The organism is Ruegeria lacuscaerulensis, from assembly GCF_013033355.1.
GTDB classification, from domain to species: Bacteria; Pseudomonadota; Alphaproteobacteria; order Rhodobacterales; family Rhodobacteraceae; genus Ruegeria; species Ruegeria lacuscaerulensis_A.
In genome coordinates this window covers 502,748-514,617 of record NZ_WQDY01000001.1, presented here as the reverse complement: position 1 = coordinate 514,617, position 11,870 = coordinate 502,748, and the positions used below count along the sequence as shown (strand labels likewise).

11 protein-coding genes are annotated in these 11,870 nt (G+C 56.3%); 3 read left to right on the top strand and 8 right to left on the bottom strand.

All coding sequences use genetic code 11. From position 1 onward, the window contains the following. Positions 1-43 precede the first annotated feature (43 nt). Entirely contained in the window at positions 44-796 is a 753-nt protein-coding gene (locus GOW48_RS02480) for a cytochrome c biogenesis CcdA family protein (RefSeq protein ID WP_170354104.1), read from the bottom strand. Positions 797-901: 105 nt separating this feature from the next. Here GOW48_RS02480 and GOW48_RS02475 point away from each other — a divergent pair, with 105 nt between their 5' ends. Further along, on the top strand, positions 902-1,135 hold the full coding sequence (locus GOW48_RS02475) for a sulfurtransferase TusA family protein (RefSeq protein ID WP_170751096.1): 234 nt from the start codon (positions 902-904) through the stop codon (positions 1,133-1,135). 53 nt (positions 1,136-1,188) lie between these two features. Here the strand turns inward: GOW48_RS02475 and GOW48_RS02470 are convergent, their stop codons facing one another. The 7 genes from GOW48_RS02470 to purC all read right to left on the bottom strand — a co-directional run bounded on the left by GOW48_RS02470 (position 1,189) and on the right by purC (position 10,235). Further along, positions 1,189-3,978, bottom strand: coding sequence for an Rne/Rng family ribonuclease (locus tag GOW48_RS02470; protein ID WP_170751094.1), 2,790 nt, complete (start codon positions 3,976-3,978; stop codon positions 1,189-1,191). A gap of 515 nt (positions 3,979-4,493) precedes the next feature. Continuing rightward, the gene (locus GOW48_RS02465) at positions 4,494-5,828 is read right to left on the bottom strand and encodes a sigma-54-dependent transcriptional regulator (RefSeq protein WP_170354101.1); all 1,335 of its coding nucleotides are present in this window, start codon (positions 5,826-5,828) and stop codon (positions 4,494-4,496) included. A 12-nt stretch (positions 5,829-5,840) separates the two neighbouring features. After that, positions 5,841-7,619, bottom strand: a complete 1,779-nt coding sequence (locus GOW48_RS02460) for a sensor histidine kinase (RefSeq protein WP_170751092.1) — start codon at positions 7,617-7,619, stop codon at positions 5,841-5,843. Between the two features lie 36 nt (positions 7,620-7,655). Beyond that, positions 7,656-8,324 (bottom strand): phosphoribosylformylglycinamidine synthase subunit PurQ, encoded by a 669-nt coding sequence (gene purQ, locus GOW48_RS02455; RefSeq protein ID WP_170751090.1) that lies wholly within the window; start codon positions 8,322-8,324, stop codon positions 7,656-7,658. Positions 8,325-8,347: 23 nt separating this feature from the next. Next, positions 8,348-8,578, bottom strand: a complete 231-nt coding sequence (gene purS, locus GOW48_RS02450; protein ID WP_170374301.1) for a phosphoribosylformylglycinamidine synthase subunit PurS — start codon at positions 8,576-8,578, stop codon at positions 8,348-8,350. A 113-nt stretch (positions 8,579-8,691) separates the two neighbouring features. Beyond that, on the bottom strand, positions 8,692-9,351 hold the full coding sequence (locus GOW48_RS02445; RefSeq protein ID WP_170751088.1) for a MarC family protein: 660 nt from the start codon (positions 9,349-9,351) through the stop codon (positions 8,692-8,694). A gap of 128 nt (positions 9,352-9,479) precedes the next feature. Continuing rightward, positions 9,480-10,235, bottom strand: coding sequence for a phosphoribosylaminoimidazolesuccinocarboxamide synthase (gene purC / locus GOW48_RS02440; protein ID WP_170751384.1), 756 nt, complete (start codon positions 10,233-10,235; stop codon positions 9,480-9,482). Positions 10,236-10,420: 185 nt separating this feature from the next. On the opposite strand from purC, the gene GOW48_RS02435 reads away from it, so the two are divergent. Beyond that, entirely contained in the window at positions 10,421-10,738 is a 318-nt protein-coding gene (locus GOW48_RS02435; protein WP_170751086.1) for a DUF1476 domain-containing protein, read from the top strand. 117 nt (positions 10,739-10,855) lie between these two features. Then, positions 10,856-11,869 carry a betaine--homocysteine S-methyltransferase gene (bmt, locus tag GOW48_RS02430; RefSeq protein ID WP_170751084.1) on the top strand — a complete coding sequence of 338 codons (1,014 nt, stop codon included), beginning with the start codon at positions 10,856-10,858 and terminating at the stop codon, positions 11,867-11,869. Position 11,870: the final 1 nt, after the last annotated feature.

The window sequence follows — 11,870 nt, the reverse complement described above, 5'->3', positions numbered from 1 at the left end:
AGATTAGCGCAGCGTTATCATCAAGGTAAGTCAGATCAGTACTTTAGCCAAAATTTGCCAGCGCCGGGAAAGCCTCCAGCAACCACCAGCTAAACTCGGTGAACAACCCGGTGATCAACATGATGCCAACGAACAGCAACAACCCACCCATCACTTTTTCGATTGTCGCCATATGAGGCTTGATCTTGTTCATAACGGTCATCGAGCGGTTAAGGAACATTGCAGCCAGCAAGAACGGTATGCCGAGTCCCGCAGCGTAAACACCCAAGAGCAACGTTCCACGGGCCACCGAGGCTTCAGACGCCGCCAAGGACAGGATCGCGCCAAGCTGAGGACCGATACACGGCGTCCATCCAAAAGCGAAAGCCAGTCCGAGGATGTAAGCTCCAAAAACAGAACCGCCCGAATCTCCGGTTTCGATCCGCGCTTCACGGTCCAGGAACGGGATGCGGAAGACATTCAGAAAGTGAAGACCGAACACAATCACCACAGCACCTGAAAGCTTCGCGAAAAGCACTTGGTTTTGCAGGACAAACGCGCCAAAGGCCGAGGCCGTGAAGCCCAGTAACAGAAAGACAGTCGACAAGCCCAGCACAAAGAACAATGCGGTCAGCGTCGCTTTGCGCCGCGCCGCAGTCTGGTCCTGCATTTCGTTGATCGACACACCGCTCATATAGGCAAGATACGGTGGCACGATCGGCAAGACACACGGCGAAAGGAAACTAATCAGTCCGCCCAGCATCGCGATGAACATGGCGGGCAGCAGGCCCGCGTCGATGATATCTATTCCAAACATAATTCAGCACATATGGTATGATGTGGCGAACGTCACGAGGCCATTCAGTCACATCCTCGTGGTTGCACGCTGGACACCCGGTCAAAGTGGAAATATTTCATCTCTATGTCAAACCCAACTGAAACTCTCGACGCATTGGGCCTGCTTTGTCCCCTGCCCGTTCTGAAAGCTAGAAAACGTTTGAAATCAATGCCCTCCGGGGCAGTTCTGCGTGTTCTGGCCGACGATCCTGCTGCGATTATTGACGTCCCGCATTTCTGCAGCGAAAGCGGTCACCACTTGCTTTCGCAAGAAGAAACTGAAGGCCATCAAGTCTACCTGATCCAGAAAAAAGGCTAAGTTTAAGCCGCGAATGTTACAAAAAAGGCGGGCTCTTTCGCCCGCCTTTTTGCTTATTGTCCCAGTGACCACCATCCGCGCCGCTTGGGCTTCGCAGGTTCTGCGGGTTCCTCGGCAACGACCTCAAGTACCGGCTCTTCTGCTACTGGTTCCGGTTCCGGCGCCACCTCCGGTTCCTGGCTTTCCTCTGCGACCGCTGCTACAGGCTCTTCCGCCTCCGCCTCGGGTGACTCAGTGCTTTCAGCAACAATATCGTCAGCGAGTTCGACTTCATTCGATTCCGCTGGTGCAGCCGATTCCTTCACGGTTTCTTCGACCACTTCAGTTTGCACCTCAGCAGTCTCAACCGACTCGCCTTCGGCATCAACCGGTGTGGTTTCCTTCTTTTTACGACGTGGCGCACGGCGGCGTTTAGGCTTAGCCTCTTCCTCGCCGCTTTCCGCCGGAACGGACTCTGCAGCTTCGGTTTCGTCTACTTCGACCGGTGCTACTTCTTCTACAGTTGACGCCTCTGCGGCCTCAACGTCATCCGCGCTCACCTCGGCCGTTTCGCCATTTCCATTGCCCTTCTTGCGGCGGCGGCGGCGGCGCTTGCGCTTGGGCTTGGCTTCTTCGTCTGTCTGAGGCGTTTCGTCTTCGACCCTTTCCTCTTCATCTGCGTCGACAAGATCCATCAGCGATGCATCTACGGAAACGACTGGCGCTGTCGCTTCGGGCACAATCCGACTTGCAGTCTTAAACTTCTCCATCGAAAAATCGGGGCTGACCAGATGGATATCCCCTTCCACACGAACCGAAAGACCATAGCGCGACTCGATTTGGGCGATATGCTCACGTTTCTGGTTCATCAGGAAATTCGCTATGCTGACGGGGCAGCGCACCAAAACCTCGCGCGAGCGGCGCCGCGTACCTTCTTCTTCGATCTGACGCAAAATGGTCAACGCCATGTTGTCGTCCGAACGGATCAGCCCGGTTCCATGACAGGATGGGCAAGGCTGCGTCGTTGCTTCCAGCATACCCGGGCGCAACCGCTGTCGACTCATCTCAAGCAGGCCGAAGCCGGAAATACGACCAACCTGAATGCGCGCCCGATCCGTTTTCAACTTATCCTTTAGACGCTTTTCGACGGCCGAGTTGTTCTTGCGCTCGTCCATATCGATAAAGTCGATGACAATCAGACCGGCCAAGTCGCGCAGTCGCAACTGGCGCGCCACTTCTTCGGCAGCTTCGAGATTGGTCTTGAGCGCGGTTTCCTCGATCGAACCTTCCTTGGTCGCGCGACCCGAGTTCACGTCGATTGCGACCAACGCTTCGGTTACACCGATTACGATGTAGCCACCCGATTTCAACTGCACAGTCGGGTTGAACATCCCGGCCAGATAGCTTTCCACCTGATAGCGCGCAAACAGCGGCAGAGCATCCTCATACCGTTTCACGTTCTTGGCATGGGACGGCATGATCATCTTCATGAAGTCCTTGGCGATGCGGTACCCGCCCTCGCCTTCGACCAGTACCTCGTCGATATCGCGATTGTACAAATCGCGGATCGAGCGTTTGATCAGGTCGCCCTCTTCATAGATCTTAGCCGGCGCTATGGATTTGAGCGTCAACTCGCGGATCTGCTCCCACATACGCTGTAGGTATTCGTAGTCACGTTTGATCTCGGATTTGGTCCGTTTGGCCCCAGCGGTCCGAATGATCAGGCCGGCACCTGTCGGCACGTCGATATCTGCCGCGATCTCTTTCAGTTTCTTGCGGTCCGGCGCGTTGGTGATCTTGCGGCTGATACCGCCACCCCGCGCTGTGTTTGGCATCAAGACGCAATAGCGACCGGCCAACGAGAGATACGTGGTCAGCGCTGCGCCCTTGTTGCCACGCTCTTCTTTGACGACCTGAACCAGCAAAACCTGCCGGACCTTGATCACCTCTTGGATTTTGTACCGGCGCGGGCGCGGCTTGCGCGGAGGGCGAATGTCTTCGCTGTCATCCTCATCCGCAACAGATTCGATCGTGTCGTCTTTTGCGGTAGCATCCGCACGGGCTTCGGTATCGTCTGGCTCATCGGAGTCAGCCTTGCTTTCAGCTTGCTCAGTGTCAGCATCCGACGGCGCGTCTTCCGACGCAACAGCGTCGACGTCGGGTTGAGTATCAACCTGACCCGCCTCGTCGGTGGAGGATGTTTCCAAGTCCTCTGTTTGGGTCTCTTCACCCTCCGTATCCGAGGCAACTTCTTCCTCTACAGTGGGGTCGGCACTTTCCGGTTCGTCTGCGGCTGCTACAGTTTCCGCATCTGGTGCTTCCACGTCGTCGAGCGGTTCCTCAACGGGAGTGTCCGCGACGTGATCCGCTGGGGAAGTCCCTTCGGGCACAGCCATCTCGGGTTGTTCGTCGCCCTCATCCAGATCAATCGTTTCCATACCCGAGGGTTCCGAAGACACCTCAAGCGTCTCGACTGCATCATCCGTTTTGACGTCGGCAGCCTTGGTCCGCGACCGCGAACGGCGTTTCTTGGGCTTGGATTCTTCCGCCTCATCCCGAGCCCTCATGGCCTCGGCATAAGCGCGTTCTTCCTCCATCAGCGCTTCACGATCGGCAACTGGGATTTGGTAGTAGTCGGGATGAATTTCGGAAAACGCCAGAAAACCGTGCCGGTTTCCGCCGTAATCCACAAAAGCCGCCTGCAAAGACGGCTCAACCCGCGTTACTTTTGCTAGATAGATGTTGCCAGCAAGCTGACGTTTGTTTTCGGACTCAAAATCGAACTCCTCGACCTTGTTTCCATCGACCACCACAACCCGAGTCTCCTCGGTGTGGGTGGCATCGATAAGCATTTTCTTAGCCATGTGTCCTTGGTGCACCGCGCCAAACGCGTTGTCCTGACCCGTCCAGGCGGACAGGCACTTTTGGGGAGGTGTCTTGTACGGGCGATTTCGGACGGCGCGCGGCAGGGTCCGGCGCTGTGGCCCCCTGCCCGTATAGTCAATCGTTGCGCGCGCGTCATCGCGGTTCTTCTCCGACAGACGCGCCTTGACGCTGTCTGCCCATTATATTCCTTTCGCCCGCATCCACGGGCTCAGGCGTTCAACTGCCCCGGTTCGGGGCACAATCGGTCTGCGCGGCCTGTGTGGGATTAGGTCACCACCTGCGGCGTTGCAGCGAAACTCAAAGATTCGGGACTTTTGGGCACCAAAAACGGCCCGGCCCGTTCAGGTACAATAAAAGCAGTCCTGTGGAAAAGACAATGGGCAAACTGCAATCCCTGCACTTCAGACAACAGGGATCGCTTCATCTGGCCAAAAATATCTCGGGGGTGAATTGAGCTGAAGGCTCAAGAGGGGGCTGGCCCCCCTCTCTTCCGTCACAAGTAGTCCGAACGTTGCAGCCCGTATTTGGCCATCTTCTCGTTCAACGTTCGCCGCGGCAAACACAGCTCGTCCATCACAGACGCGATCGAGCCTTTATGACGGCGCATAGTATTGTCGATCAGCATCCGTTCGAACGCCTCAACATATTCTTTCAGGGGCTTGCCTTCCGTTGTCATGACGGGTTGCATTTCTTCATGATCCGACATCAGTAACGATGCAATCGTTCCAGAGCCGCGACGCGATTGCAAAACTGCGCGCTCGGCGATGTTGATCAGTTGTCGCACATTCCCCGGCCAAGGCGCCTGCAACAACTGCGCGGCCTCTTGAGCGCTGACTTGCGGCGCATCACAGCCATATTCTTCGGCAAATTGTTCGCTCAGGCGGGTGAACAACGTCAGGATATCTTCGCCACGCTGGCGAAGCGGCGGCATGGTGATACGCAGCGCAGCGAGCCGATAGAACAAGTCCGGCCGCAGAACATCTTCAGAGGTCTTACCGGCTTCCTGAAGGTTCGAGATCGCGATAATCCGCGTCTCGGCAGGCGTACCCTGATCATTCATCACGCTCAGCAAGCGCGCTTGCAGCGTATCGCTTAGCGCTTCAACGTCTTCCAGAACCAAGGTACCGCCGCGCGCTTCTTCAACGGCAGGCAGTTGTGCATCCTCGGGCATCATGGGGCCGAACAACCGTTTGGAAAGCGCCTCTTCTTCCAGGGCCGCGCAAGAAATCAGAACGAATTTCTTACCGGCCCGGCTACCCACCGCATGCAGGGCGTGCGCCACCAAGGTCTTGCCGGTACCGGTCTCACCGTCGATCAGCACATGACCATCGGCCTGCCCCAGATCCAGAATATCCTCACGCAGGCGTTCCATGACCGGGCTGGCCCCGATCAGCTTGCTCATGATCTGCGTGCCATCCGACAGCTCTCGCCGCAGTGCCCGGTTGTCCAAGGTTAGGCGCCGAGCGTTACTGGCACGCTTAGCCAGTTCCGACATCCGGTCTGGATTGAAGGGCTTTTCCAGAAAATCGAACGCGCCCACGCGCATAGCTTCCACAGCCATCGGCACATCCCCGTGCCCGGTAATCATGATCACCGGCAGCGTACTGTCCGCTCCCATGAGTTTTTTCAGCAACTGGATACCGTCCATTCCCGGCATCTTGATATCCGAAATAACGATCCCTGGATAATCCGGCCCCAGAACTTTGAGCGCATCTTCGGCGCTGGCAAATGTTTCCGTGTCATATCCTGACAGTGCCAGCCATTGACTGATTGACTGCCGCATATCCTGTTCGTCGTCCACAATGGCGATTTTCATGGCCTGTGCCATAGTCTTTCCCCGTTATTCCGCGGCCTCTAGGCCATCGCTTCCAAGTATAGGCAGCTGCATCTCGAACACCGCGCCCCCGTTGGGGCTGTTGCGGGCAGTCAGCCGTCCCCCATGGTCGTTCACGATCCCGGAAGAGATGGCAAGCCCCAGCCCGACGCCATCGCCCGGCTGCTTGGTGGTATAGAAAGGTTCGAACAGGTTTTCGATATCCTCGATTCCATGGCCATTGTCCCGCACCGTCAGCACCGCCATATCCCCTGCGGCAAGAATGATTTCTACATCCGGTTCAGATACTGATTTGGTGGCGTCCAGTGCATTACGCAAGAGGTTGACCATTACCTGCTCAATCCGCATTCGGTCCCCCAGTGCAAACACCGGTTCTTCAGGCAGAATTTGGGTGATCTTGACGTGTCGCTGACGCAATTGCGGCTCCATCATCGACAAGGCCGAAGCCAGCGCTTCGCCAAGATTTACAGGGGAAAACGCATCCGCGCCCTTCCGAGCATAGGATTTGAGCTGACGGGTTATCGCACCCATCCGCTCGATCAGTCCATCGATACGACCAAAGCTGGCCAGCGCTTCTTCGGGGCGGTTCCTGCGCAGCAGCAGGCGCGCGCCTGCCAGATAAGTTTTCATTGCAGCCAGAGGTTGATTGAGCTCGTGACTGACAGCGGCCGACATCTCGCCCAACGCGGCCAGTTTCGAGCTTTGCGCCAGCGTCTGTTCGGCAACTTCCAGCGTCTTTTCAACCCGTTCTCTCTCAGCGATTTCCCGCTGCAGGCGTGCATTCAATGCGCGAAGCTCTGCCGACTCGCGCTGAAACAGCGCCATGCGGAACGTCGCCCGGCGGCTGAGAGCATAGAAAGCCAGGGCAAGAAGAATCGCAAACCCCATGATTTCCAGCGCAATTACACTGTTCACCTTTTCCCGGATGGACGAGTAAGTTGTGAAAGACGTGATCGTCCAACCACGGAACGGTATGCGGGAGTCCATACGCATAACAGCTTCGCCCTGCAGATAAGCATCCGGCGGCAGCGCGGTCCAATCAGCGGTTGCGCGGATCGCCCGCTCAATGGCGTTTTCGGGCGGTTGCCGCTGAATGGCAGTGCTTTCCTCCAATCCGCGCCACCGCGGTTCGGTCGACAGAATGACCGTACCCGTACTATCTGCAACCATCACAGCATCAGAAATACCCGCCCAAGCGCGTTCGAATTTCTGCAGATCGACTTCAACGACGATGACGCCCAGAATATCTGCTCCAGAGTCCATGCGGCGCGAATAGACAAAACTGTATCCCCCCGCCTCATTCTTAATGACCGAAAAAATCGTGGCATTGGAACGAACAGCATCCACATAGTAAGGCGAGTTTCGATGCGCTTCGCCTAGGCGGTTCCTGTCGGTAGCAGCCACGGTCCGCCCGTCGCTGTCCAACAACATCAACGATGCGGCGCCGATCTCCTCGACAAACGAGATAAGGCGCTGAGTGGATAGGGTATAGTCGCTGGACTGAAGCGCCGATATCAGTGTCGGATCACGAGCCAGTAGTTGCGGAACAATCGCGTTCCGCCGCAGTTCGCTCAGCAAGTTTCCCGAATACAGCGCAAGGCGTACTTCGGCTCTGTTTCGGGTCGATTCAGTAAATCGGTCCGTCAGCAAACGGTTGGTCACCCAAATCGTTCCAACGGTTGCAATCAGAAGGATCGAAACCGCGACCCGCAAGCGCCACCCCAAAGGAGCGCCCCGGAATGGATTTTTAATCGAAGACCAGCCAGATTGGGTGTCGGAGCTCATGCCCGGAAACTACGCGGGCTTGAGTGCAACCTCAAGTCACGCCAGCGCCAAAACACCCGACAATGCGCGGAACAATGCCGTGCCGTCTGTGCCGCCGTGACCTTCGTCTGCAGCGCGCTCGGGGTGTGGCATCATGCCAAGAACGCGACGGTTTTCCGACAAGATGCCCGCGATATCGCCAACCGACCCATTGGGATTCTCGGTATAGGTGAACGCGATCCTGTCTTGATCACGAAGTGTGGACAGTGTTGCGTCATCGGCGAAATAGTTTCCATCATGGTGCGCAATCGGAATACCGATGACATCGCCGACATTATAAGCGTTGGTGAAAGCACTGTCGCTGGTTTCTACCTTCAAGCCTACAGTCCGACAGATATATTTGAGCCCGGCATTGCGCAGCAAAGCGCCTGGAAGGATGCCGGTCTCGGTCAGGATTTGGAAGCCGTTACAAACACCAACCGCATAGCCACCGCGTTCAGTGTGTTCCACAACAGCTTTGCAGATCGGCGATTGCGCCGCGATAGCGCCACATCGCAGGTAGTCACCGTACGAGAAACCGCCGGGGACTCCGACGATATCGACGCCCTCGGGCAGAGACGCGTCTTTGTGCCAGACCATGTCGACCTGAAAACCGGCTTGTTCAAAAGCGACGGCCAAATCCCGGTCACAGTTGGAACCGGGGAATACGATGACTGCAGCGCGCATGGCGGGGCCTCCGGAGGTAAGGGTCAGACCAGTTCGATCTCGTAGCGTTCGATGACCGTATTGGCCAACAGCTTTTCGCACATCTCGGTTACGTCTGCCTCGGTTGCACCTTCGGCCAATTCAAGGTCAATCACCTTGCCCTGACGTACGCCTTCGACCTGGTCAAAGCCCATGGCACCCAATGCGTGGCGCACGGCCTCGCCCTGTGGGTCGAGAACCCCATTCTTGAGCATCACATGCACACGTGCTTTCATTCCTGCAACTCCAGCTAAGGGCCAGCGGATACGGCCCGTTCCGTTGCGCGGGGGATAGCGCGCCTTTTGCCATTCGACAACCCTTGTCCGCACGCAGTTTGCCGCAGGCCGCGTCAGCTCTTGCCTGAAAGCCCGGGGTAATGGGCATCAATCGCGTTGAATGTCCCTGTCAGCACCATTTCAACGGCAACCGCGACAAGAATAATAGCCATGACCCGAGTGACCACATTTATCATCGTCGGCCCAAGAACGCGCGAAATCGGATCGGCGAACAACAAACCAAGCCCCACAATTGCGCAGGCTATAAGGACCGCTGAACCCAATGTTACAATCTCGGCCCCGTCTGGTAGGCTATGCGCAAACACGATGGTGGTTGCGATTGTACCGGGGCCAATAGTCAGGGGGATCGCCAAAGGCACAACGGCTATGTTGCTTTTCTTCGCCCCATCTTGCACGGCCTGCTGATCCCCCTTTGGCCGGTCCGATGCATTCAGCATAGACATGCCGACCCCGAGGATGATCAACCCGCCCGCAATACGAAATGACGGAATGTCGATCCCGAAAACGGCCAGGATTTCTTCTCCAATCAAAACGGCAATCAATGCGACAGCGACAACCGTGGCAATCACGATCAGCGCGACCCGTTTGCGCTCGGGTGCCGTGTAGCCATCGGTCATGCCCAGGAAAATCGGGATACCGTACAACGGGTTGAAAATCGCGAGCAAAGCCGCAAGAAATTTCAGAAAAACTGCCTGGTCAAATAGTTCAGCCATTTCACGCCTTGCTTAGAATTGCCTCGGCAGACAATGCGAGACAATCCATGGCACTGTCAAACGCCACCAAAAAAAGAAAAAACGCCGCTTTACGAAGCGGCGTTTCGTCTTGCCCTGAGGGCAGAGATTCAGTTGATCAGCGTCGGCTTGGTTACATTGCTTTTTGGCAAAACACCCAAACGACGGGCAACTTCGGAATAGGCATCTGTAAGATTGCCCAAATCTCTCCGAAACACGTCTTTATCCAGCTTTTGGCCACTTTCGATATCCCAAAGGCGACAGCTGTCAGGGCTGATTTCATCTGCAACGATCAAACGTTGATAATCGCCTTCGAAAACACGCCCGATCTCTATCTTGAAGTCGACCAGACGAATGCCAACGGCCAACATAATGCCGCTCATGAAATCATTTACGCGCAGCGCAAGGCTTAGAATATCGTCCATATCCTGCTGGCTGGCCCAGCCAAAAGCAGCGATGTGTTCTTCGGTCACCAGCGGATCACCCAGCGAGTCATCCTTATAGCAGTACTCGACGATGGGGCGCGGCAATTGAGTACCTTCGGCAATACCCAAACGTTTGGACATCGACCCTGCAGCATAGTTACGCACGATGACTTCTAGCGGCACGATTTCACAGCTGCGCACCAATTGCTCACGCATATTCAGGCGGCGAATGAAATGTGTGGGCACGCCGATCTGGTTCAGGCCGTTCATGAAATACTCGCTCAGGCGGTTGTTCAGCACGCCTTTACCGTCGATCACGTCCTTCTTTTCCGCATTGAATGCGGTCGCGTCGTCCTTGAAGTACTGAACGATCGTACCCGCTTCGGGACCTTCATACAGAATTTTGGCCTTGCCTTCGTAGATTTTCTTGCGACGCGCCATAAGCGACCCTTCCAGACTGTGAAGCGAGAGATTTCCCACTTTGTTGCGCCCTCATAGTCCAAGCCCCCCTTTCCCGCAAGTTCAGTAAGCCGAGGGCCTTTGACGCAGCGCAAATCCCTTGCGTCGAAGCCTTGCTATGGTCATATCTGCAAAAGACAAGATGTAATCCAAGGGGTCCCCAACCAATGACCACATTTGACGAACGCGAAAACGCCTTTGAAGCGAAGTTTGCCCATGACGAGGAAATGCAGTTCAAAGCACAAGCACGCTGCAACAAACTGCTGGGTCTTTGGGCCGCAGAAAAGTTGGGAAAATCCGGCGAAGAGGCTGAAGCTTATGCCAAAACTGTCGTGATCGCCGATATGGAAGAGGCAGGCCACGAAGACGTCGTCCGCAAAGTGTCGGGTGACTTGGGATCACTGTCGTCTGACGATGAAATCCGCGCGAAAATGACTGAACTTCTGCCCGAAGCCAAATCGCAAATCCTGAGCGAGGCGGATTAACCCTCTGCCCTTGAACTCATGATCTTCATGAGTTTTATGAATTTGATTTGAAGCCCCGGTCATGAGACACGGGGCTTCTTATTTTTTTCGGCTCCGCCGACTTTTCGGGAACGCCCAATGACAAACGCGCTGACTGATCTTCTTGCCGCAAATGATGCCATCCTTGCCGACGGTGCAACCGGCACAAACTTGTTCAATATGGGATTGCAGTCCGGGGACGCACCAGAATTGTGGAATGTGGACGCGCCAGACAAGATACGGGCATTGTATCAGGGATCAGTTGATGCGGGCAGCGACCTGTTTCTGACCAACACGTTCGGTGGTACGTCAGCACGGCTTAAATTGCACGACGCCCAGAACCGTGTGGGTGAATTGAACCGTATTGGCGCCGAGCTTGGTCGCGAAGTTGCTGACAAGGCGGGCCGGACGGTCGTTGTGGCTGGTTCGGTCGGTCCGACCGGTGAGATAATGGAACCTGTCGGAGCTCTGTCCCATGCCGGGGCGGTCGAAATGTTCCACGAACAGGCTGAAGCGTTGAAAGCGGGCGGCGCGGACGTCCTGTGGCTGGAAACGATCAGCGCCCCCGAGGAATTCCGCGCGGCGGCCGAGGCGTTTGCCCTTGCCGATATGCCCTGGTGTGGCACCATGAGCTTTGACACCGCCGGTCGCACCATGATGGGCGTCACGTCGGCCGACCTGGCGCAGCTGGTTGAGACCCTTCCAAACCCACCCGTCGCCTTTGGTGCAAATTGCGGCACCGGCGCATCGGACATCCTGCGCACGGTGCTGGGTTTTGCTGCGCAGGGCACAGAACGTCCTGTGATCTCGAAAGGGAATGCGGGCATTCCTAAATATGTGAATGGGCACATCCATTACGACGGTACACCCGAACTGATGGCGCAATACGCCGCAATGGCGCGTGATGCGGGTGCGACGATTGTTGGCGGTTGTTGTGGTACAATGCCTGACCACCTGCGCAAAATGCGCGAGGCGTTGGATAGCACGCCCCGTGGAACGCGCCCGACACTTGATCAGATTACTAATGCGCTGGGGCCGTTTTCGTCCGCCTCTGATGGCACCGGTGACGACGCGGTGCCAGAGCGCCGGACCCGCCGCCGCCGCCGCGCGTGAA

Coding starts and splice junctions, on each gene's coding strand:
- GOW48_RS02480 (WP_170354104.1), bottom strand. CDS start 796: ATGTTTGGAATAGATATCATCGACGCGGGCCTGCTGCCCGCCATGTTC.
- GOW48_RS02475 (WP_170751096.1), top strand. CDS start 902: ATGTCAAACCCAACTGAAACTCTCGACGCATTGGGCCTGCTTTGTCCC.
- GOW48_RS02470 (WP_170751094.1), bottom strand. CDS start 3,978: ATGGCTAAGAAAATGCTTATCGATGCCACCCACACCGAGGAGACTCGG.
- GOW48_RS02465 (WP_170354101.1), bottom strand. CDS start 5,828: ATGGCACAGGCCATGAAAATCGCCATTGTGGACGACGAACAGGATATG.
- GOW48_RS02460 (WP_170751092.1), bottom strand. CDS start 7,619: ATGAGCTCCGACACCCAATCTGGCTGGTCTTCGATTAAAAATCCATTC.
- purQ (WP_170751090.1), bottom strand. CDS start 8,324: ATGCGCGCTGCAGTCATCGTATTCCCCGGTTCCAACTGTGACCGGGAT.
- purS (WP_170374301.1), bottom strand. CDS start 8,578: ATGAAAGCACGTGTGCATGTGATGCTCAAGAATGGGGTTCTCGACCCA.
- GOW48_RS02445 (WP_170751088.1), bottom strand. CDS start 9,351: ATGGCTGAACTATTTGACCAGGCAGTTTTTCTGAAATTTCTTGCGGCT.
- purC (WP_170751384.1), bottom strand. CDS start 10,235: ATGGCGCGTCGCAAGAAAATCTACGAAGGCAAGGCCAAAATTCTGTAT.
- GOW48_RS02435 (WP_170751086.1), top strand. CDS start 10,421: ATGACCACATTTGACGAACGCGAAAACGCCTTTGAAGCGAAGTTTGCC.
- bmt (WP_170751084.1), top strand. CDS start 10,856: ATGACAAACGCGCTGACTGATCTTCTTGCCGCAAATGATGCCATCCTT.